The following is a 22,478-nucleotide window of genomic DNA, read 5'->3' as shown; positions in this document are numbered from 1 at the left end:
GACAGAGTGGGTGCTATAAATATAATGAATGCACCTGTGATAGATGGTAACAGTCTATCAGCCTAGGGTACTATATGTACTGCCCTAGGAGGGGTGATGGCATACCCCGAACTTGAGGTCATACTCGCCTACTAGAAATAGACTGGTGTTTAATCATTCAAGAATCCCCTTCCTTCAGGTATGGGGAGTGTCAAATACAAAAAATGATGTACTGATTTTAAGTGGTGAAGGGATTTTAGGGCTAGAAGCTGCCTGTGCTTCATTAATAGAAGCTGGGGATCGGGTTTTATGCTTAGACAATGGCATATTTGGTAATGGATTTATTGACTTTGCTAAAATGTATGGGGGCAATGTGGTAAGCTTTGATTCAGATTATCAAAAGGGAATAGATATAGATAAATTAAAGGGATTTTTAGAGAAGGATCACGATTTCAAAGTGGCGACTCTGGTTCATTGCGAAACACCGTCGGGAATTACAAATCCCATAGAAATCATTTGCCCCCTGCTTAATTCATATGGCATTATTACCGTAGTGGATTCTGTATCTGCAATTGGTGGAGAGACTTTAAAGACGGATGAATGGAAAATAGACATGGTGCTGGGAGGATCTCAAAAGTGTCTTTCTGCACCTCCAGGATTGACTTTTTTAAGTGTCAGCAAAATAGCTTGGAATAAGATATTAAATAGAGAAACTCCAATTGTAGGGTATTATAGCAATCTATCCTATTGGAAGAACTGGTATCAAGAAAAATGGTTTCCCTATACTCAACCCGTTAGCGATATCTTTGGGTTAAGGGCAGCAGTAGACAATTGGTTGCAGGAGGAAAACCCAATCCTTAGACACAAAAAAATAGCAGAGGCAACTAGACAGAGTTTAATAAAGGCTGGCTTGAGTCTTTATCCCCAAGACCACTATTCAAATACGGTCACTACTGTAAAGATTCCATCAGGAATCACATTTAAAGAGATTTATGACGAAATGCTTCAACAACAGCATATCTTAATTGGTGGAGCCTTTGGATACTTAAAGGATCAAGTATTTAGAATTGGTCACATGGGGGAGAACTGTTACGAAGAAAAATTATACTTAACTTTAAAGGCTTTATCAAAAGTACTTATCAATCATAAGGTGAGACTTGAGGGGCAACTTCATGAAATTTTTCTTAGGGAAATGAAATAGCTTGTTATTTTCTATAAGCAAACATAAAATAATTATGTATTAAATAATATCGAGAACCAACTAGAGAAATAAATCTAGTTGGTTTTTATTTAATTGAAATTAACTGCGAAAAGCTCAATGCTAGTTTACGAAATTGTTATATATATGTGTCCTGTTTAATCCACTATTTCAATTTGTATTTAGGTTTAAGTACTATTAAGAATCACAACATAGAATTAACCATGTATAAAAAATTAACGCATTTGCAGGGTTTAAAGCCTGAATTTTACAAAAAAAAGAATTGAAATAATACATAGATTAAGTTACTATTATAATAGCAAAGAGAGCTTGAAACACTTTCAACTAGAGGGATTACATAAGAGGGGAAAATGTCGACTGATTCAGTTAACTTATATATATGAAACAAGTTAGGGGAGGAAGGGGCTTAAAAACTAATGAAAAAGGTATTGAGTGCAGGAGAAAAAATAAAAAAGCTAAGATTGGAACTAGGTTTAAAACAAGCAGATCTTACCAGTGAGGCTGTTTCAAAAAGCTTGATCAGTATGATAGAGAAAGGAAAACGTTCCTTGACTCTACAAACTGCTGAGATTATAGCAGAAGTACTGAATAGGTATTATAAAAATATGGATATGGAAATTACACCTGAGTTTTTAATGGAAACAGAAAGAGATCAAATAAAGGCAGATATAGCAAAAGATTTGGACCACTTAAAGAGAGCTATTAATTCCCGTAGAGCAGATGAGGTGTTAGTAAACAATACCTTTGAAAAAGTAATTGATTTAACCCAGAAATGGAAATTCAAAGAGGAGTACATGGAATTAAAAATTTTAAGGGGAAATTTCTACTATGACAACTATCAATATAAAGAAGCTGTAGAAGATTATTTAGATGTAATGAATTATAGCATCAGAGAGCAAAACTACGGACAAATCGCACGAATATATAACTTACTAGGTAGAACATATCAAATGCAGATGATGATGGATAGCGCCATTGTTCATTATGTGAAGGCATTTGATACAGCCATGTACCATTCAACTACCAATAAAGATAGAATAAAGACTGAAGCACTGCTAAATCAAATCATCTGTTATAAAAATATAAAGCGTTATGATTTGGCTTTAGCTCATGTAAGATTATTTAAAAATCTAAATTGGGAGGACCCTTTATTTAACATCTATAAAAATAGGGTAACACTAATTGAAGCCAATACCTACAGAGATTTAGAAAACTGGAAAAAGGCAGAGGAAGTCTATCAGACCCTAATACCAGAAGCTAGGAGACTAGACGATGAGACTTTATTTCTATTATATGAAAACTATGCTTTACTGCACCGTAACCAGGGGAATAAAGAAATTGCCCTTGATTACCTCCAAAAAGCATTTTATTTAAAGGATGATGTAAATCTAAATTATTTACCAGCATTGTATCTATATCAAGCTACGTGTTATAATTTAACAGAGGAATATGAAAATGTATTAATCTGTTTAGAAAGAGGTCTAAAATTAGCAAAGATGGTTTCGCAGAAACATTTGATGATTGAACTACAATTTACCTTTGTAGAGTTATTCATTAAACTGGAGGACTATGAAACTGCCCTTCAACAGTTGAAGGAAGTAGATAAGACAGTACAGGAGCTTGCTGTAAAATCACTATTAAATGATTTATACAGCTATTACATAGATGTCTACACTGGACTAGGGGAAGGAAATATTGCAAAAGAATACACCTCTAAAATCCGTCAAAAGAATTACTTAAGGGATTAGTACAGTTTTCATCAATATTGAATAAGGAGGAAAAACTATGAAAAGATCTAAAATTTTGTTTGCAGTAGTAATAACGCTAACAATTTTGTTGGGCAATCTTAACTTGGTAGACAGTAGTAATAATTCGACTGGTTTTTATTCGGATAGCTACTCTACTAACCAAGAACCTAATCCAGTAGCAAGTTAAGTACAAAAAACTATGACATTTAATGATAATCGGATAACACTGGAATTAGGAAAGCTGTGCAAGTATAACTTGTATTAAAATACTAATACAGTAGTCTCAACGAAAAGAATCTGGCAAGCAAAACTCCTATAATATATGAGGTGCTGAAAAAGTATTTTAAAACAAAGAAAAAACTTTATCATAAAAATGATAAGGTTTTTTTCTTTTTTACAAAAAGGAAATATGCCCTAAAAGTCGTATACTATTAGTAATAATAAAAATTTCAAAAAAACTTTCTACAGTTTTTGCAGGGTTGTTTAAAATCACATCGTCTTTATTTATGTAGAGAAGGGAGGGGAGCTATGGAACAGGAGGCATTATTAATCAAAAGGGCTACTAGGGGGGATGAGGCAGCCTTTCGAGAAATTGTTGATGGATATAAAAAATATGTGTTTGCAATTATACTGAATATCACTAAGAATCAACAGGAGGCTGAAAACATAGCACAAGAAACCTTCCTAAAGGTCTATAGTTCCCTACAAAATTATCAAGGGCAGGGCTTTAAGGGGTGGATCGGGAAGATTGCTGTCCATAAGGCAATCGATTGGAATCGAAAAAGACATCGGGAGGGAGAAGGTCTGTTGGTCTATATGCAAAATCAAGAGAGCACCAGTTCTTTAACAGAGCCCTCCCCTGAGGAAAGAATTCTAAAGGAAGAAGAAGTAAAAAAATTGAAGATGACCCTACAGCAGTTGCCCCACAAGTATGGTGGTGTGCTAGAAAAATATTTTCTGCAATCCATGAGCTACAAGGAGATTGCTGAACTGGAGGGTATCAGTGTTAGAACAGTGGAATCAAGGCTATATCGGGGGAAAAATCTATTGAGGGAAGCCTGGAGAGAGGAGGGATATGATGCAACACTATAGTAAAGAGAAATGGAATCAATATATTTTTGTACAATTGGATGAGACAGAGGCAGTTGTTATGGAGGAACATTTATATTCATGTGATGACTGTATGAATACCTACCTATCTTTATTAGAGGCCTCAGATATCCCTCAAGGAATACTATCACAGGATTTTACAGATCAGGTTATTTGTAAAATACAGTTAGAAGATAGCACAAATAATAGGCCTAAGGAAAGAGATGAGAAAATATCTAATATTATTCAACTTAATACCTCATCGAAGAATCAGCTCAAGCTAAAAAGAAGAGAAGTGTTTAAATACTATACTGTAGCAGCCTCCATAACAATGGTTTTAATGTATAGTGGTTTTTTCAATGTAATCGCCAGTGGAATCCCAAGGGCCACCAATGAGATAGTTACCTCCACAAAAAATGTGGAGAAATTAGTCCCAGTAGGTTGGTCCCAGAGGTGGATGGATACAACATTGGAAACATTAGATTCTATTAAAGATAAACAAGGGAGTGAAGAAAATGAAAATTAATCGATTTTTTGGTACGCTACTTTGCTTTTTTCCTGGTGCCGCCCATCTATACTTAGGTTTAAAGAAACAGGGGGTTCAATTAATGGCACTGTTCCTTTTACCGATGTTTGTGACGGAACTTATCAGAATCAGTGGGTTAATGTTTATTTTACCCATTATTTGGTTCTATGCCTTCTTTGATGGGCTTAGGAAAATCAATGGACACGATGAATTAATCGATCGTAATATAGCTATTTTTGATTGGGTGTTAGATTGGTATTATGGTAAACACCATGGCTTTAGCGTAAAGAATAAAGCCATCGCCTATTGTTTAATTGGCTTAGGTGTATTAATGATATTAGAGAGAATACTAATGCCTATTGTTCTCATTGAATTTGGATATAGGGTGAGGGAATATCTTTATATGGGCTTTGTATCGTTATTATTAATCGGCGGAGGTGTAATGCTATTGAAATCCGGTATTAAAGAGGAAGAGGGGGAGAAAAAATGGTAAGGATGAGGGTTGGAACATTGTCCATGGGGATATCCCTTATTGCTTTAGGAGTAATCCTATTAGTTGCACTATTAGGAGGCTATGGTATTATAGACCAGCTATTTAAGTGGTGGCCTATAATACTAGTTATCATTGGTGGAGAAATTCTATTGTATGTATACCGTGCTCAAGAGGATCAACCAAAGATTAAGTACGACTTTTTCAGTATATTTATGATTATGGTCATCTTTGTATCCAGTGGTATCTTTTATGCAATTACATCAACAGGAATTGCAGAACAAGTTTCTGTTAATATTAGTAGCCGAGACTTCTCGGTAATGATTCCTCAAAAGGAAATAAGTATAGATGAAAGTATTAAGAAAATAGTCATCAATACTCCAAATAGAGCAACTTTAGAGGTAAATAAAACAGAAGGTAAAAATGTAATTTATCAAGGAGCTGGAGAGGTTTTTACAGAGTCCATAGAAGCTGCACAGGCAATTGTCGAAGGAAAACAGATCTATGCTAATCAAGTGGAGGAAACTCTATATTTACAGTTCCCTACATTTGAAAGAAGACAGGATATCAAGACAGGAGTAACTCAATTAAACTATCAAATCTTTATTCCAGCAGGTGTGGATGTTGAATTAAAGGGAAGTAATCATTATTACTCTAACATTACCATTAATGGTGATGCGGTTAAGGGCAATTGGACGATGAACGGTATTAATTCTGTTGTGGTGAATGGAGGTGCTGATTCAAATTTCATTCTTGAAGTTGCTACAGACCATCGCCACGAATTACAGGGGAATGTAAATTGGGAAATAAAAGAGCAGGAATCAGGTTACTCGATAGGAAAGACTACTTTTGGAACAGAGGAACACAAGCTGACTATTTTAAAGGCAAGAGTTGAAGCAATGGAGTTATAGTTATAGTATAATATACAGTTATTTATGAGTTTTCTGATTAGATTTATTTATAGCAAAAGCAGTCCTCTATTCATATAGGAGACTGCTTTTGATTTTGTTAATATTTAAGTTATTTACTAACACAATTCCTTCCCTTCTTTTTAGCACGATAAAGGGCTTTGTCGGCATTCTTCATTACCTCCATTGGGGATTTAGTCTCCTTTGTTCTACCTGCAACCCCAATGCTAATGGTCACTTTGAGTTTTTTAGAAGGAGAAGAGGACTTTTGAGATGAAGTAGACCTTCTTGTTGGTGTACTTTTTTTAGCTGATGTCGTTTTCCCACCACTGGTGGGCTTTTTTCTTGGACGATCCTTACTTCTTACAGTAAAGGTTCTATTAGCCACCTCTTCTCGAAGACTCTCTAAATGAGGCAGGGCATCAGATGAAGCCTTACCAGGAAAGAGAATTGTAAATTCCTCTCCGCCGTATCGAAAGGCTTTTCCACCACCAGTTACGTCACCTAAGGTGGAGGCAACCATTTTTAACACCTCATCCCCGATATCGTGGCCATGTTTATCATTAAACTTTTTAAAGAAATCGATATCCAACATGGCTACAGTATATTTACCACTAAGCTTCATCATATCCTCCTTTAATGCCCGCCTACCCGGTAGGCCCGTCAATTCATCAAGGTAAGACATACGGTAGGAGTCTCGAATAATGCTGATGGTCAATAGTATTCCAAAGGTAGAAAAAAGAATTAGTAGTGCATTTGTTTGTTTCAATAATAGAATAAACGTGGCTATAACCATCCCCATAATGAAGCTACTATCAGAGTAGGAGGGAGAAAAATACATCTTTGTTAGTATTAAAATTAAGCTGATTCCCAACACTAGTCCCACCAATTGAGGAAACAACTTTATTGGAAAAGGAGCCCATAAATATTCTCTGTAAAGGAAATCAAGCGCTTTGTGACCAGGAGTAACTAAAATAGAACTTATGTAAAAGAATTCTCCTGCGATAACTATAAATCGAGTAAGTCCCCAAGCTGTGAAGAAGCCCCTCTCCTTTAGTAAAGAAAAGATCAATAAATTCAGTGGGAAAAGAATCCCAATTAAAAGATACAGCATAGTAGTATAGCTATAGTCTATTGTGCTATCCTTAAAAAGGTATTGAATTGTAATCAGACTCAAAAGAGCTGTTAAAAGAATAAAAAATATTCTGCTTCTATTAAATTGCAAAGATAGAATCATGCTAATAATGAAAATCCCATAGGGGAGGAAGTTTAACACTAGTTTCTGAGAAAAGGTTGAAAAATCAAACCAAAAGTAAAGAAAAACTGATGCCACTACAAAAATTGTAGGAAGGATTAAACTGAGTAAAAGTCTGAGTAAGCGATTCAATGTATTTCATCCTTTCGTTATGTAAGACAAATAAAAACATAGAGAAATGCAACTATGTTTTAATTATAACATGGATGGTCCTATTATTTAATAGACTAAAAGGGCTAAGGGGGAAAAGAGGAATAGTCGATTTTATATAGAAAAGATTAGGTAAGAACAAAGTCTTCCTTTGGAAGATTTAATTGATGACTTATGTTGAAACTCATTTGCGAAAAAGCTCTATTCTATGTTAATTCAAAGTAGACTTTCCTATTCGTTATAAATAAGAGTTAAAAAAGGATGGAGAGGTGGCTGAAAATGACCTGTGTCATAGAAATGCTATAATCAAGGCACTAAATGGAAAGACTATACAATGGATAAAACTTGTCATTATACCATAGATAGCATAAAATGATACAATGGTAACAGGTTAGAATTATATATAAATTAAATGTTAGAAAATCTAGATAGAGGAGTCTGTAAATGGAAAGCAAAAGAAAGATTTTAATTATAGGTGGTGGTGCTGCTGGACTGATTGCTGCAATAGCAGCCGCCAGAAACGGTGGAGAAGTAACCATCCTAGAGAGAATGAATCGAGTAGGAAAGAAAATATTAGCCACAGGAAACGGTAGATGTAATCTCACCAATACAAATACAAACATAAAAAGATTCCATGGAAACAATCCAAAATTTGCTTTTGGGGCATTAGGTCAATTTGACGTACAGCAGACAATGGATTTCTTTGAATTTCTTGGGGTAAAGTGTAAGGTAGAGGATGAAGGGAAGGTCTATCCCTATTCCGACCAAGCCTCCAGCGTATTGGATGTTATGCGATATGAGTTGGAGAAACTGGAGGTAAAAGAGTATTGTGAGGTAGAGGTAATTAAAATTAAGAAAGTAAAAGATGCCTTTCAAGTAATCCTTTCCGACGGCAAAACCCTAAAGGGGGACAAGGTGATTCTTGCCACAGGAGGAAAAGCCAGTCCAAAGCTAGGTTCCAATGGAAGTGGATATCAGTTGGCTGAGGATTTAGGACATAAGATTAATCCAGTATTCCCAGCTTTAATACAGCTAAAACTAAAGGCTAACTATCTAAAGCAAATAAAGGGAGTTAAATTTATAGGGCAGGCGGCCATATCAGTGGGGGGCAATACCCTGAGGGTAGAAGGTGGAGAAATCCTATGGACAGATTATGGGATATCTGGTCCCCCTATTCTACAATTGAGCCGAAGTGCCTCTGAAATGTTGGAAAAGCAGAAAAAACCTTTAGTCCATGTAGATATGTTTCCTCAACTCACCAGTGAAGAATTAGAAGAAATACTACAATTAAGACTAGCCTATCAACCAGAAAGGTCTCTAGATTTTAGCTTTGTTGGTTTAATAAATAAAAAACTGATACCTGTAGTACTGAAGGAAGCAGGGATACAACAAATTTCAAAACCTGCTAGGGAAGTGGGCAGCAAGGAAATAAAGAAGATTGTCGCTCAACTAAAGGACTGGCGGGCGGAGATTACTGATACACAGGCTTGGGATCATGCTCAGGTGACGGCAGGTGGGGTTGATGTGGGGGATATTGATCCTAAAACGATGGAGTCGAAACTAGTATCAGGACTTTACATAGTTGGAGAACTATTGGATATTGATGGGGACTGTGGGGGATTTAATCTGCAATGGGCTTGGTCCTCTGGATTTATTGCTGGAGATCATGCCAGTGTAGGGATGTAAGCAAAAGTTAAAAAGGCTATTGTATACTCCATTTAATTAAAGTCGATAGATACAATATATGTCAAGCCAATATAGATTAGTAGATGAATCACATAGCTGTTTCAGAAAGGATGTTAAGAATGTTACGAATATCAGAAATCAAAGTTTCTATAAATCAGGGTTTAGATTGTTTAAAGAGTAGTATTGTTAATAAACTAAAGATTAAAGATTCTGATTTAATAGCCTATACAATCTTTAAAAAATCCGTTGATGCCAGAAGAAAGGACAACATTCAGTTTGTGTATACAGTGGATGTGGAGGTTAAGAACGAAGAAAAGGTATTTGCATTGAGATCAAAAGACCCCCATGTTATGCAAACTCCCGACATATCCTATCAATATGTAAAGACAGGCAATCAAAAGTTATCTCACCCTCCAGTAGTAGTGGGGTCAGGGCCAGCAGGACTTTTTGCTGGGCTAATTTTAGCACAGATGGGCTATTGTCCTATTGTACTGGAACGGGGAAAAGCAGTAGAAGAGAGAAGTAAGGATGTTGATTTATTTTGGAGGACCGGCAAGCTCAACCCAGAGTCAAACGTTCAATTTGGTGAGGGGGGAGCAGGGACCTTCTCCGATGGTAAACTAACTACCCAGATAAAGGATACCAGATGTAGAAAAATCCTTGAGGAATTGGTGGTGGCTGGAGCACCAGAGGAAATCATCTACTATAGCAAACCCCATGTAGGGACAGATCATCTAAGAAGAGTAGTTAAAAATCTTCGGGAGACAATCAAAAGCCTAGGAGGAGAAGTTCGTTTTGGTAGTAAAGCGACAGATATCATCATAGAGAATGGCAAGATAAAAGGGGTAGAGGTAAATGGCGGAGAAGTCATCCCTACTGAGGTGGCAGTAATGGCTGTAGGTCATAGTGCAAGGGATACCTTTAAAATGCTACACCAAAGGGGCACCTATATCCAACAAAAGGCTTTTTCTATTGGGGTGAGAATTGAGCATCCCCAAACCCTCATCAATAAAAGTCAATATGGCAGTGCAGCAGAGAATCCAAACCTAGGGGCTGCCGATTATAAGTTGTCCTATCATGCTAAGAATGGGCGGTCTGCCTATACCTTCTGCATGTGTCCAGGGGGGCAAGTGGTGGCATCTTCTTCGGAAGAGGGTGGGGTAGTCACCAATGGTATGAGTTATTATGCGAGGGATTTAGTAAATGCCAATAGTGCCTTATTGGTAGGCGTTGGTCCAGATGATTTTGACAGTGATCATCCTTTGGCAGGGGTACATTTCCAACAAAAATGGGAAAAAAAGGCCTTTGAAGCAGGGGGCTCCACCCATTATGCACCAGCCCAGCTAGTGAAGGATTTTCTAATAGATACACCATCTACAGAATTAGGAGAAGTGAAGCCCTCCTATACTCCCGGAGTGAAGTTAACAGACTTAAGGGAGTGCTTACCGGAGTTTGTGACAGAAACCATGAAGGAAGCCATTGTAGAACTAGATCGCAAGCTCAAGGGATTCGCAATGGAGGATGCTGTTATGACGGGGGTGGAGACTCGAAGTTCTTCACCAATTAGAATTCTCAGAAATGAATCCTGTGAAGGAAATATACAAGGACTATATCCATCAGGTGAAGGGGCAGGCTATGCAGGGGGAATTATTTCTGCTGCTGTCGATGGTGTGAAGGTGGCTGAGGCCATTGCCCAGAATTATGCTCCTTTGAAATGTTAAATTTAATAAAAGAATATATTAAAGGCTGATTTATAGATAAAATTGCAGGCGTTGGAGACTGATGAAGAATCAATAAGGGCGGAGTTAAGACTAAATCGTATATCTAAGTTATAATTAATCTCGAAGATTAGGAGGGTTTTTTATGCTGGTTATAAGATTGTTGATGTAGAGGATGATGTGGGAATTGAATTTTTTATGAAATAATGGTATATTAGTAAAAACAAATTGTAAAAAATGCTAATAAATGTCCCATATTTTTGATGATATACTGAATAAAGCCCTATAGAAAGGATATACAATTGTACTAGATATAATTTTATTAACAAATAAGGAGGAGCGGAATACTATGACGAAAATTGCCATTGTTGCAGATTCTACCAGTGACCTAATAGAAGAGGACGTAAAAAAATATAATATAAAGATACTCCCCCTGAGGGTTGTATACTCGGAGGAGGAAGAGTATAGGGATCGAGTAGAAATTACGCCAGAAGAAATTTATGCAAGATTTGATAAAGATATTCCAACCACTTCCTTACCTTCTCCAGAGGATACAATCAATCTTTTTAAGCAGCTGGAGGATGAAGGTTATACTCATGTAATCGTTACCACGATATCTTCAGGTTTAAGTGGAACCATGAACATGATTCAAAATGTTGCCTCCGATTTTAAGAATTTGGTTATTGAAATTATTGACTCAAAAGCCCTTACTATGGGATTAGGTTTTCCGGTACTGGAGGGGGCTAAGGAGTTGCAAAAATCAAATGACTTTGTAAAGACGGTACAAATAATTAAAGAAACCATTAAAAAGACAGAAGTATATTTTGTTGTAAAGACCCTAGAATATCTTAAAAAGGGTGGTCGAATAGGTAAAGTAGAGGGAACTATAGGTGAGCTATTGAGTATAAAACCTATTATTTCAATTACTGAGGAGGGAATCTACTATACATATAAAAAGGTAAGGGGTAGAAATAAATCACTTCAAGAAATATATAATTTAGTTAAAGAGAAAGCCCGTGATAAAATGGTTAATGTTGCAGTAGCCCACGGGAATGCCTATGAAGAAGCCCATTCATTATTAGAAAGAATAAAAGAATTAAAGAATGTAAAACATACAGTCTTTACCCAAGTTAGCCCTGTGATGGTGGTTCACACAGGACCTGGATTGATGGGGGTTGTAATATCGGAATATACTGAATAGCTGTCGGAAACATATTGTTTTCTGCCGTATTGAGAAAGACCAGCATTCTCGCATATTATTTAGATGCGTGACCGCTGGTTTTTTTAAAAGACTACTACCTGTTGCAATGTGAGAATGATATTGTTAAACCTCAATCACCTAAGACAATTAAAGGAGGAAGAGATTATGGAAAATTTAAAAAAGTTAGTAGTGTACTACTCTCTAGAGGGGAACACAAAGTTAATTGCAGAAGCAATAGCATCGGAAACAGGGGCAGATTTATTGGAGCTAAAACCCATTAAAGACGTATCTCCTACAGGCTTTATGAGGTTTGTCTGGGGAGGAAAACAGGTGATGTTCAAGGAAAGACCAGAGCTACAACCCGTTAATGTAAAGATTGAAGATTATGACGTTATTTATATGGGAAGTCCTGTTTGGGCTGGTAGCTATGCCCCTGCCTTTAATACCTTTTTCAATAATCACCAAATAATTGGTAAAAAGATTGGCCTATTCGGGTGCTATGGTGGTCAAGAGGGAAAGCTTTTTATTAATTATAGAAATCAGCTAGAAGGTAATGAAATCATTGGAGAGATTGGTTTTAAAAATCCATTAACATTGAGTAAGCAAGAAAGCCAATTGAGGGCGAAGGAGTGGGCTAAGAAATATTAGATAGATGGATGAATCATAGCTGTCACAATCCCCCCACATACTTAATATTATGTAATGCAACAAAATAAATTTCGGGGGTGGAATAATGTATCATCAACCATGTCAAAATCCAATGATGCCATACAATGATTATAATAACTATAATTATTATAATAAAATGATGATTTATTATACTGCATTAGTAGATCCTTGTGTGATAGAAACTCTAAAGACTGTTATCGGTCAATCTGTTGTTATTGAAACAGTTAGAGGGAATTTACAGGGGATACTTGCAGACGTACAGCCAGATCATATTGTTGTCCAGACAGGAAATAATGGTGCAACATTCTTTGTAAGAATACAGCAAATTGTATCTATCATGCCAGATTAATCACACCTAGCATAAAACCACAACAATCCATGACGATTGTTGTGGTTTTTTCTTTTTGGTAAGTTGGTAAAAAGACTATCAAATGCTTCAAACATAAAACTTCTTTCTTAAAACTACTTCATCACAAAATACACCATCACCATTACCCCGTAGGTAATTGGTAGTAAATACAAATAATTTTTATATAAGGACTTCAACTTCACCTCAAAATACTCTAAAGTAAGAACCTGACATAGATGTAGAGGAGAAATATAATAAAATAAGAAGGAGCTGGTATAGATAAACATCGCGTATAAAAGCTTCGTCTCATAGTTTGGTGCTAAAGGTAAAATCATTGGGAACAAAATCGCAATCCCAGGGTTTGTGGATGCCAATGGAAAACAAATGATTGCCGTAGACATAAGAATCAATAACTCTATAGGCATTCCTTGATCTAAAAGGTTATTTAAGAAAATGATGATTTCATCAACATCATTAACGGTATTTTTGTAGAGCATAATTCCAACAATTGCAATAATCATAGGGAATTTGATTCCCTTATAGATTGTTTTAAACACGTTTTCTTTTAGGGCGTATTTTTCATCCTGTCTTGTATCATATTGATTAATTAAGATACTGGCTAAAATACCCGCAATCAAGGAGATATAGAAGGGTAGTTGAAATAGTACAACCCCAAACAAACTGATCATGATTGGAGAAGAATATAGAACAAATTCTTTGATGGCACTGAAATATTGCCCAACGCTTATTTTTTCAGTTTTGGGGTCTTTTAAGCCCCTTAATAAATAAAAGTATCCGAAAATATAAAGGGCTAAGGCGATGGGGAATTGAAGTTTTATGAAATCCCATAATTCAAAATTTCCGATTTCTGCCGCCAATAGAATCGTTGGAGAAAGAGGAAACACAAAGTACAGGGCATGTCTAAATATAAGATTAATGGTGGCTTTTTTATCGTTAGGAATAGAAAGTCGATCCCCTAAGCTTCCTACGATCGGACAAGACATCAATGCACCACCAGATACCAGTAGGGTACCCATAAGGGCTGGAGCGATCAAGATTGTTGCCTTAGTGCTTCTTAGGATTTTTTCAAGGGCTACAATCATACGGTCTAATATTAGGTATTTTTCCATCAAGTAGGCAAGTACTGTAATTAATCCAATAGTAATCGCCAGTGCAATGGTGGTGGATTCTGTGATGGTTTGGATAAATAGTTGATAAATGCGGGAAATCCCTCTGCCGTTTAATAAAGCAAGTAGAATAGATCCAGTAATTAAGGAATAGCCGATATTTACCTTTTTATTCACCATGAATAAAGTGACTAGGATAGAAAGAAACAAAGATAGAATTAGCATTTGATAGACACCTTCTCTATGAAATATTTTGATTTACTAAATAAATATAACATATTTCTAAAGATGAATACAATAAAAAGTCCCCTTTAAGAAAATGAAAAAGACCTCTTGTTGAGGTCAGGACATTTTTAGAATTATCGTTTTCTTGGCTAAGAGTTTAATTGTAATTTTTTAATTAACATGCTCCTTTAATACTGAATTTATTTTATATACATCCTTTTCAGATACATTGTATGATATCTTTTTACGCCCAATTAAATATAACTTCCTTACCTTAACCAATAATATTAATTTTTTATTATTTTCAAAATCCCAATGAAAGTTCTTGATCTCATCCCAATGGAAAAAAACACCTTCGATATAAACACCATTTTCACCAACGATCAATTTATTAAAACCTCGATAAATTAATAACGCACCAAGTATAAGCTCTAATGGTAAAATGATAATACCTTGAATATTGTAAAAATGTTTAAAACTGGCAGTAGAAAGAATTATACATCCTAAAGCTAACGGAAGAATACTAAGCCTGGTGGATGTTAGAGTCCCTCTAAGTTTTCGGTAATTAATCCAGTTATATATTAAACTACAAATTAATATAAATATAAAAATTAATAGGTTTATCAAATAATCACCTCATTTACAAAGAGTTTTAAATAGTTATGGGTTTTATGACTTTTTTATTCTATATCCCTAGCCCTTATAGTACTACTAATATGCTCCCCAAAATCAAATGCTCTTCTCTCAATCTGAGGAATCTTCCATATACTCCCCTTATCATTGGCTATGGCCATGATGGAAAAATAGGGGGGAAGATAAAAACCTTTATTGATATTAAGGGCATCAATCAACTGTCGGGCAATAGAGTCACTACCGGAATTACCCGATACAATGACAGAAAAAATAGACTTATCGTAGAAATTCATTCTTCGATAGAGGGTGGTCAAGCGATTGATTACCGCCATCAAATTTGAAGAAATAGAGTCATTATAGTTAGGACAAATCCAGACAAGGGAATCGGACTCCTCTATCGCAGGTAAAATATCCTCCGTCATCACTCCCCCATAAAAGCAACTACTTTGCTCACTGAATTTCATACAGGTCTTGTAGGAACATCCATAGCAATCAAAGACAGAACCATTACGGATATAGAGTTCCTGCACCCTAGGATTCTTTAATCCCTTTGATATCATAGACCACAGACTAAGGGTGTTGGAGGTAGCACGGGAGCTGGAATGAAGGACAGCAATTTTAGGGTCCCTCACTTGCTTGTGGGAGTATTCCCTAAGCCTTAGCCCCAACTGGGAAGATAACCTCAGGGAAATCTCTTCAAGGGATAAATCGAGTGTCTTTTGCCACGTTTTGAAATTTCGCATACTGCCTGTAGCCTCCACCAAAGGATGCCCTATAAAGCCACAGCCCATTTGATTTGCCCGAAAAATGATTTCAGCAGAAGCGCTTTTAGTAAATAACTCCGTATCACTATGTACCACCAATGCCCCTACAGAAGACTTGAGGGAATCATTCCCCCTTTGATGAAGGACAGATAGTAATTGTAGGAGGGGAAGATCAGCACCGAACTCCCCTAATTCAACGGCAAAAAGAATCTTTTTATTTTGAAGATTAGGAAGGTGATCCTCTGATTTGATCACATAAGTCACTTCTTCTTTAGTAGCCGCCTCCACCATCTTCATCAGTTGTTGAGAAGGTTCGCTGGGCATGATGACATAGATCATAGGAGATCCCTCAATTCATCATAGGTTGCCTGTAGTCGTTCCATTAGTTGAGGGGGAAGATCAAGGATTTCCACCTCAGTACCAGAGGGCAGCAGTCGATTCTTTGCTCCCATGTAGACTCCCCCCATATAGGTGGCACTATAATGCCATTCTCCCCTGAGGGTATCCAAAATAGACAAAGTCCCAGAGGAAAGGGCAGGGGCAATATAGGGCTTGTAGCCAGTTTCCCTCACCTCAAGGTTGGCTGTTCTAGCCTTTTCTGTTAAGTATAAAGATAGCTCCTGATGATAATTTTCGATACTATTGGCAATGATCAATCCTGCCCCATGGGGACCAAAGGCCCGACCTTCAGTGACATAGTTTTTTGTATCAGTCCTTTTATTTGCATAATATAGGGCACGGGCATTCATTACCCCAAGGCCATAGCCCCGTACTTGTTCGGGGGCTAATCCTTTTTCGTCCTGCTGTCCCTCTTCATTGGTGTTACTGGCTAAGTACACAGCCTTACACAAGAGGTCAACTGGGTCTGACACCACAGCAAAAATCCCCTTAAATTCAGCCTGTCGAGCTAATGTTCCATAGGCACCAATGATTTTAGAATTTGCCTCCAACTGAACCATTCGAACATCCCCAGATTCTTTTCCCACCTCGGGGACATGGGCAGCGATACAAAATACAAAGGCATCACAATCAAAGACCTCATCTTCTTTGAGGATTCTTACATCTGGTAGGTTAGGGGTGTTGTAGCCATTGATTTGATTGATTTCCTGTTCCCAACGTTGGAGTTTTTTTAGATCCCGGTCATAGATCCCGATGGAGTCGATAATGTCTCCACCAAGGAGTCTAAGTCCAATCAATAGGGTCCCCCCAACATCCCCCAATCCAGCGATATTGACCCGCCATTTTTTAGGGGGGACATTAAACAGAGGCTCCTGCCAGCTCTTAAATGCTGTATTGATTGCCATGACCTCCCGTTTCTGTATCTTATCAAAAACCCATTGGGGAAGACCAACGGTGTTGGTCTGCTCCCTTTGTAGAAGGCTTAAATCCTCCCTATGGGAATAAATCATTTGAGGGTGGGCAAGGCAAAAGCTTCTACGGGTGGGAATATTGTCATTATGTTTAAGGAAATATATCAAGCCACTGGTGGATTGTGCTTCTTCCTCGGTAATTTTAGTTAGATTGGGATAGTTCTCTAGAGAAAAAAGAATCTTGTCCTTCAGACGATAATATTTCAAAATTAATCCCTCCTTGTTTCGCTGGTGATGATACTGGATTCTAGTCGATTTAGTAGCTCTAAGTCATTCTTTAGATAGTGGGATGGACTTAGGCTCAAATCATAATAAATATTCTCCCCATGATCGGGGCATCGAGGATATAAAAACACCTCATTCAAAGAAGCTAAGGTTAATTTACGCTCATTAACCTTTTGATATTCAATCTCCAATACCCTTAAGATTTCAATGGAATTTCTTATAGATACCTCCGATAAATTGTGGATCAGATGGTTTGAAACCCCTCTAATATAATAGGGAGAAGTATAGGGGAGGATCAAGTTAATAGAAGGTAGTAAATTCTCTTCTGGATAAACTCCCCGCCATAGGGTATCTCCACCAATAAAGGGATACATTAAATTTTCATTAAACCAAAGATTAAGCTTTGGCATAAAGTATGCGCATTCCACTTCTCTATTTTGAATTTCCATTAGTTCCTTGCCTCGCCCCGAAAGGATTCCCACAATTGTTTTCTGAACATTAACCCCTTGGGTTTTAAATAGGGGGTCTAGGGCTTTGATACGATAACCCTTATTTAATAAGTCATCCACTAGGATAACAGGGCGATTAAAGGAACGAATCATCTTTACTTGATTAATCAAATCCAAGTAGAAGGGATAGGAACCGATGGTGAAGCCCTTCATATAGGGATAGAATAATTTCTCCGTATGGAGGGATTTGGTGACGGTGTTGGGGACAATGGCTCTATTTAGAATATTACCAAAGGGAACACACATTAGATCCCCCAGTTTTCTTGGTTGAGTAGGGAGAGGAGGCACACCATTTTCCCTACATATTTTCCGTACTAGCGTTTCATCAATGATACTCCTATCAAAGGATAGAACTAAATTTCCAGGGTATAGCTTTGTCAGAGCCTCTTGGAGATTTTTACGGGTACTGCCAATGACTTCCTTCACCATACCATTACTTCTAAAGGGCTCTTTGATGACGGTTTCTAAATCAAGATTTAAGGTACATGGATTAGTTAAATCCACCGCCATGATTGGATGATCCTCGTGAACCGTAGGAACAGGAAGGAATCCATGAAGTCTAATCAGTTCCATAAGCTCCTCAGAAACTATATCATCAATATTGTTTCTATAGATGCCATAGCTAAAGTCCTTTCTGAGACAATAGGTAAGGGTCTCCGTTAAGATAATTTGGTATAGGTTACGCAAATGAGCATATTCCTTAATGAAAAAGCCGTCAAGGGAAATAATTCGCCCCGTAGATTTGCTTCGAATCAGTTCTGTAATCTTACTATCTTGAAATTCTTGATAAATCCGATCGGAGGGAATCCAATGGAAAATGGAATAAGCCAGAAGATTATTAGCGTTATTGATATCCTTAATGATAACCATCCTACCGTTGAAATCTTGACAAAGCTTCTTTAGTCTATTGGCAACTTCCTCCACCTCTTGATGAAAGGAGGATGCCACCATATAAATTAAATCCTCTTGATAATCTTCTATTACTTCAACATCTATAGATATGGTCTGGATTACCGACTTATACTGGGGTTCCTTCTTGTATAGATTATTTTTATAAATATACTTTTGAGCCAGTGGGTCCATCAGCTTAGAAATATCTCGTCCTTCATCAATATAGTTTCGAATTTGAGTAGAACTAATATCCTCATATCGGGGTGGCAAAGTCAAGTTCACCACTGGAGCGAGGATTTGCTTCAAGGATTCTTGTAATTTATCTGGGTCATATTCATGACCATTCTCCCGACGTTCAAAGATAATATGGGGGAAATGGTGGATCGTGTTCTCCTGTGAAGTAGAGTGATAAGCAGAGGCATTCATCACCACATCACTACCCACAACAATATACACATCTTCGTTGTTGAAGATTTCTTTAAGCTGCTTCAAATCCTTAGGATTTCCAATGTTAGTAGGAAAATCCTCTGGATATAGAAAAATGTTCATTTCGTCGGCGATAGATTTATTAATAATATTTCTTCTGATTAAATTTGGTTGCGTCCTTTTAGACCAAGAAAACTCATCCACCGCTAGAAATACCTCAAAGCCTTCATCCCGGATTGCCTTTGAAATCTCCTTGTGACCAAGGGTAAAGGGATCAAAGGTTCCAGGGAAAAATGCCACATTTGAAGGAATAGGAAGCTGAATTTCTCCGTGCTCAAATACATAGTCAGTGATAAAACGATAAATATAATTCAGACCAGCTGCATTGGATAGGAAAAGCAGTTGGCTTTCTTCTCCCTCTGCCAGTAGTGTCAGGAGTTTTTTACTGATGGTTTTAAATATAAAATATTTCTCTGCTTTAGTTAATATTTTGGAACCAAACAGCTCCTTACCAATAACGGTAAAGGAGATTTGACGAATTTGTAAATCGTCATGGACAAGACCATTAATGAGAATACCAAGAAGCTTAGTTTGTCTCTTAGCAAAGGCGTTTTCATCCTCTTGAAATCGCTCGGCATATTCATCATAGCCCGAGATGATAATACCAATGGTCCTTAATAGCAGGGATTTGGTTTGGTTATTGGATTGGCGAATCTTTTCCTCCAAATCATCAATAACTTCATCCAGCTCATAGGGTCTTAGATAAAGAAGAACTTTACCTAAATAGATAGGAATATACTTTGTAAATTGATACCCTTCAATTTCCAATCCCCTCAAAAGTTCAATGGCAATATCGTTTCGTTGCTCAACAGGTAGGTGGGGAAAAAGCTTTACCAAGGCCCTCCCTGCCCCATTGCGGACGCTTTCTACGGCACTAACCTTTAAGAGATTACAAAAATGCATAGCAGTATAAAGTCCAGTGACATTTCCATTCTCTAGGAAATACTCCAACAGCATTTTTACTTGTACCTTCTTTGTCACCCAACTGGTGGCAGTTTTCAGATTGCTTAAGAATAGATCCGAAATGCTCTCCATATCCTTCTGGCAGAGCTGGTGGTAGTGCTGACTGATTTCTTCATCCATGGAAAGACTCTTGGAAATCCGTAGTTGTAGATAATTTTCTGCTGGAAATCCTACGTCCTTATATTGTAGGAGAATATCTTCAATTCTTTTAATCAATTCCCGATGATCCTTTAAATGTCTTACCAAATAGTCTATGGCATCCAATGAAGCCACCTTTAAATCTTGATTGTTACTCCTAAGACTATTGGAAAGATAATCACAAATAATTGTGAGGGATTCGGTATCATCCTCTAGGGGGATGTATTTGATAATATCCAATAGATAAATGTTAATGTTTGTTTCGTAAAAAGTCTTTGAAGAATAATACTTTAGTACAACATTTTTGTATTGTTGAATTTGTCTATTGGTACACATAGAAAATATGTAAGTAATCAATACCTTCATGCTATAGCCCATCCATTGGCGATGGAGGGGAATAATCTGATGGGGTGGATTGATGAACAGGTCAATGTATTCCTCCAATAGACTACAACTGGTGAAGGCAGCAGGGGCTAAGGTTACTCCCTGGGGAATTTCCTTCCGATAATCTTCATCAAATAAAATAATCAGGTTGCCCATTACTTCAGCACTATGGCGACGAATATCCTCCTCAGAATGAACTAATTTTTCATATAAGAATCTGAGGGTGATAATCTTTTGTTTTTGGGTTAGATATGTACAATACTCATGAAAAACATCTAAATAAGCCCTTAAATTCCTCGGATCTTCTTCGCTTCTGGCCATTTCTAAGATTTCATTTAGAGAGCTTTCATTTCTAAAATGATACATCAAAAGGATGTTATGTCGGATGGCAAGGTACTTGAGATTTTCAGTTACTTCCTTTCCCTTCATTAAGGAGAAATATTTTTTCTCCAATTTTGGAGAAATGGTAGCTGGTAAATCAGGATTTGTTTCAATATTAAGGTTTAATAGGTAATCTTCGAAATCCTTTAGTTTTGAATAAACACGGGTATACCTTCTTTCCTTTGTAGCATCAAGGTTATCTAGTTTATCCAAGATCACTTGAAAGGAATCCTTGAGGGAGAAGAAGGTCATTTCATATTTATTTGCTTTTTCATTAAAGTCATTCTTCACACGAAAATCGGAATAAATTAATATGAGGGATTCTATAGAGAGATTTTCCAATTCTAAATCCCAAACAGAATGATTTAAAGCAATATGCCCAATAAAGGTGATTCCGTGATTCTTAAACCATAGGTCTGTATAATAGTAGTGGAGATAGGCAACCCGTTTGCCTTCCCAGCTTTTACATCCAAATTTACCTAGATCATGCCCTGCTGCTGCTCCGGAAACCCTTCCAAGGTCAACAGGAACCCCTGCGTCAAATAATTGTTTTCCGATAAAAAGGGCTAAATGATGAACACCTGAGATATGGTCTAGGGTATTGTGGTTCAATACCTCTTGATTCAGCTTCATCATTTCATAGATATATTCTTGATAAAAAGCCCATTTAAAGTGTCGATACTCCTCTGAGACTTTGTAGTAGGACTCTTCCTCATTAGTTAGAAAACGTAGGGGCTTCTGTTGGAGGATTGTATCTCCATCGCTCTCCATCTCTAACTGTGCCACCACCCGAAGAACCTGCAAATAGAGGAGGCATCCTTTAGTCCATTCCTGTCTTAGGTCGATTTCCACCGATTGAGGAAAGGATTTGCTTAGGGTAAATTGATAGATATAAAAGAGGGGATCAGGAGGCATTTCGTCTCCCCATAGCTTGTGGAGGAACTGTTTACATAGGTGAAGCACAGCCCCACAGCTATAGTCCCTATTGGTGACAATATATGAGATTTGGTTAATGAACTCAGGTGCTTCGATTATTTCTTTTATAAAAGGCCCTTTTATCTGAGTATTCTCCAGGAACTCTGGGTGAAGTAATTCACCACAAATACTCTGATATAATCGTCTTGCGGTAACCATATGAATAAATCCCCTTCCCAAAATATATTTAGAAAATATTTGTTATGAGTTACTTTACATTAAAGCAGTATCGCAAAATTTAGACTAGATGAATAAGAATAAATTTAGAGGGTAGTGTATAAAGTAATATATTAATCATTATATCCTTAATACCCAACAAATTTGTAATGCACCAAAACAAATTGCTTAAATATTATTCCCAAAGCTAATTTATGTATCTTATTCATTTACTATATTGTATCCCGAAAATTTTCATATTGC

Annotated in this window: 18 protein-coding genes; 12 read left to right on the top strand and 6 right to left on the bottom strand. The window is 37.0% G+C overall.

The annotated features are described in order from the left end of the window. Positions 1-187 precede the first annotated feature (187 nt). The 7 genes from JOC73_RS04125 (at position 188) to JOC73_RS04095 (ending at position 5,962) form a co-directional block, all read left to right on the top strand. A complete protein-coding gene (locus JOC73_RS04125; RefSeq protein WP_330613099.1) occupies positions 188-1,180 on the top strand; it encodes a pyridoxal-phosphate-dependent aminotransferase family protein in 993 nt (330 codons plus the stop codon). Positions 1,181-1,614: 434 nt separating this feature from the next. Continuing rightward, complete coding sequence (locus tag JOC73_RS04120; RefSeq protein WP_204400597.1) at positions 1,615-2,946, top strand: helix-turn-helix domain-containing protein; 1,332 nt, start codon at positions 1,615-1,617, stop codon at positions 2,944-2,946. A 37-nt stretch (positions 2,947-2,983) separates the two neighbouring features. Further along, complete coding sequence (locus JOC73_RS04115) at positions 2,984-3,133, top strand: hypothetical protein (protein ID WP_204400596.1); 150 nt, start codon at positions 2,984-2,986, stop codon at positions 3,131-3,133. Between the two features lie 341 nt (positions 3,134-3,474). After that, positions 3,475-4,038 carry an RNA polymerase sigma factor gene (locus tag JOC73_RS04110; RefSeq protein WP_204400595.1) on the top strand — a complete coding sequence of 188 codons (564 nt, stop codon included), beginning with the start codon at positions 3,475-3,477 and terminating at the stop codon, positions 4,036-4,038. Further along, on the top strand, positions 4,025-4,561 hold the full coding sequence (locus tag JOC73_RS04105; RefSeq protein WP_204400594.1) for a hypothetical protein: 537 nt from the start codon (positions 4,025-4,027) through the stop codon (positions 4,559-4,561). The genes JOC73_RS04110 and JOC73_RS04105 overlap by 14 nt, the downstream gene beginning before the upstream one ends. Then, entirely contained in the window at positions 4,551-5,054 is a 504-nt protein-coding gene (locus JOC73_RS04100; protein WP_204400593.1) for a hypothetical protein, read from the top strand. The genes JOC73_RS04105 and JOC73_RS04100 overlap by 11 nt, the downstream gene beginning before the upstream one ends. Continuing rightward, positions 5,048-5,962 carry a hypothetical protein gene (locus JOC73_RS04095; protein WP_204400592.1) on the top strand — a complete coding sequence of 305 codons (915 nt, stop codon included), beginning with the start codon at positions 5,048-5,050 and terminating at the stop codon, positions 5,960-5,962. The genes JOC73_RS04100 and JOC73_RS04095 overlap by 7 nt, the downstream gene beginning before the upstream one ends. Before the next feature lie 109 nt (positions 5,963-6,071). Here the strand turns inward: JOC73_RS04095 and JOC73_RS04090 are convergent, their stop codons facing one another. Then, on the bottom strand, positions 6,072-7,346 hold the full coding sequence (locus JOC73_RS04090; protein ID WP_204400591.1) for a GGDEF domain-containing protein: 1,275 nt from the start codon (positions 7,344-7,346) through the stop codon (positions 6,072-6,074). A gap of 462 nt (positions 7,347-7,808) precedes the next feature. Between JOC73_RS04090 and JOC73_RS04085 the strand changes: the two genes are divergently transcribed. The 5 genes from JOC73_RS04085 to JOC73_RS04065 all read left to right on the top strand — a co-directional run bounded on the left by JOC73_RS04085 (position 7,809) and on the right by JOC73_RS04065 (position 12,987). Continuing rightward, positions 7,809-9,050 carry a BaiN/RdsA family NAD(P)/FAD-dependent oxidoreductase gene (locus tag JOC73_RS04085; protein ID WP_204400590.1) on the top strand — a complete coding sequence of 414 codons (1,242 nt, stop codon included), beginning with the start codon at positions 7,809-7,811 and terminating at the stop codon, positions 9,048-9,050. Positions 9,051-9,169: 119 nt separating this feature from the next. Further along, positions 9,170-10,771 (top strand): NAD(P)/FAD-dependent oxidoreductase, encoded by a 1,602-nt coding sequence (locus tag JOC73_RS04080; RefSeq protein WP_204400589.1) that lies wholly within the window; start codon positions 9,170-9,172, stop codon positions 10,769-10,771. 346 nt (positions 10,772-11,117) lie between these two features. After that, positions 11,118-11,969: a DegV family protein gene (locus JOC73_RS04075; RefSeq protein WP_204400588.1), complete on the top strand. Its 852-nt coding sequence runs from the start codon at positions 11,118-11,120 to the stop codon at positions 11,967-11,969. Between the two features lie 165 nt (positions 11,970-12,134). Next, positions 12,135-12,617 (top strand): flavodoxin family protein, encoded by a 483-nt coding sequence (locus tag JOC73_RS04070; RefSeq protein WP_204400587.1) that lies wholly within the window; start codon positions 12,135-12,137, stop codon positions 12,615-12,617. Between the two features lie 85 nt (positions 12,618-12,702). Next, the gene (locus JOC73_RS04065; protein WP_204400586.1) at positions 12,703-12,987 is read left to right on the top strand and encodes a YuzF family protein; all 285 of its coding nucleotides are present in this window, start codon (positions 12,703-12,705) and stop codon (positions 12,985-12,987) included. Positions 12,988-13,100: 113 nt separating this feature from the next. Here JOC73_RS04065 and JOC73_RS04060 read toward each other — a convergent pair whose 3' ends face one another. The 5 genes from JOC73_RS04060 to JOC73_RS04040 form a co-directional block, all read right to left on the bottom strand. Beyond that, entirely contained in the window at positions 13,101-14,339 is a 1,239-nt protein-coding gene (locus tag JOC73_RS04060) for a DUF401 family protein (RefSeq protein ID WP_204400585.1), read from the bottom strand. 171 nt (positions 14,340-14,510) lie between these two features. Continuing rightward, positions 14,511-14,966 carry a DUF5673 domain-containing protein gene (locus tag JOC73_RS04055; RefSeq protein ID WP_204400584.1) on the bottom strand — a complete coding sequence of 152 codons (456 nt, stop codon included), beginning with the start codon at positions 14,964-14,966 and terminating at the stop codon, positions 14,511-14,513. Positions 14,967-15,019: 53 nt separating this feature from the next. Beyond that, complete coding sequence (locus tag JOC73_RS04050; RefSeq protein WP_204400583.1) at positions 15,020-16,075, bottom strand: flavodoxin family protein; 1,056 nt, start codon at positions 16,073-16,075, stop codon at positions 15,020-15,022. Further along, positions 16,072-17,313: a lactate/malate family dehydrogenase gene (locus JOC73_RS04045; RefSeq protein WP_204400582.1), complete on the bottom strand. Its 1,242-nt coding sequence runs from the start codon at positions 17,311-17,313 to the stop codon at positions 16,072-16,074. The genes JOC73_RS04050 and JOC73_RS04045 overlap by 4 nt, the downstream gene beginning before the upstream one ends. Positions 17,314-17,315: 2 nt before the next feature. Then, positions 17,316-22,217, bottom strand: a complete 4,902-nt coding sequence (locus JOC73_RS04040) for a nucleotidyl transferase family protein (protein WP_204400581.1) — start codon at positions 22,215-22,217, stop codon at positions 17,316-17,318. Positions 22,218-22,478: the final 261 nt, after the last annotated feature.

Source organism: Alkaliphilus hydrothermalis, from assembly GCF_016908555.1.
In the GTDB taxonomy this organism is placed as follows: Bacteria; Bacillota; Clostridia; order Peptostreptococcales; family Natronincolaceae; genus Alkaliphilus; species Alkaliphilus hydrothermalis.
The sequence above is the reverse complement of the archived record's forward strand: the minus strand, read 5'-3'. Positions and strand labels throughout refer to the sequence as shown.

Bases quoted from the DNA above. Each gene is read 5' to 3' on its own strand.
- JOC73_RS04120 (WP_204400597.1), top strand. From the start codon at position 1,615: ATGAAAAAGGTATTGAGTGCAGGAGAAAAAATAAAAAAGCTAAGATTG.
- JOC73_RS04115 (WP_204400596.1), top strand. From the start codon at position 2,984: ATGAAAAGATCTAAAATTTTGTTTGCAGTAGTAATAACGCTAACAATT.
- JOC73_RS04110 (WP_204400595.1), top strand. From the start codon at position 3,475: ATGGAACAGGAGGCATTATTAATCAAAAGGGCTACTAGGGGGGATGAG.
- JOC73_RS04105 (WP_204400594.1), top strand. From the start codon at position 4,025: ATGCAACACTATAGTAAAGAGAAATGGAATCAATATATTTTTGTACAA.
- JOC73_RS04100 (WP_204400593.1), top strand. From the start codon at position 4,551: ATGAAAATTAATCGATTTTTTGGTACGCTACTTTGCTTTTTTCCTGGT.
- JOC73_RS04095 (WP_204400592.1), top strand. From the start codon at position 5,048: ATGGTAAGGATGAGGGTTGGAACATTGTCCATGGGGATATCCCTTATT.
- JOC73_RS04085 (WP_204400590.1), top strand. From the start codon at position 7,809: ATGGAAAGCAAAAGAAAGATTTTAATTATAGGTGGTGGTGCTGCTGGA.
- JOC73_RS04080 (WP_204400589.1), top strand. From the start codon at position 9,170: ATGTTACGAATATCAGAAATCAAAGTTTCTATAAATCAGGGTTTAGAT.
- JOC73_RS04075 (WP_204400588.1), top strand. From the start codon at position 11,118: ATGACGAAAATTGCCATTGTTGCAGATTCTACCAGTGACCTAATAGAA.
- JOC73_RS04070 (WP_204400587.1), top strand. From the start codon at position 12,135: ATGGAAAATTTAAAAAAGTTAGTAGTGTACTACTCTCTAGAGGGGAAC.
- JOC73_RS04065 (WP_204400586.1), top strand. From the start codon at position 12,703: ATGTATCATCAACCATGTCAAAATCCAATGATGCCATACAATGATTAT.
- JOC73_RS04060 (WP_204400585.1), bottom strand. From the start codon at position 14,339: ATGCTAATTCTATCTTTGTTTCTTTCTATCCTAGTCACTTTATTCATG.
- JOC73_RS04050 (WP_204400583.1), bottom strand. From the start codon at position 16,075: ATGATCTATGTCATCATGCCCAGCGAACCTTCTCAACAACTGATGAAG.
- JOC73_RS04040 (WP_204400581.1), bottom strand. From the start codon at position 22,217: ATGGTTACCGCAAGACGATTATATCAGAGTATTTGTGGTGAATTACTT.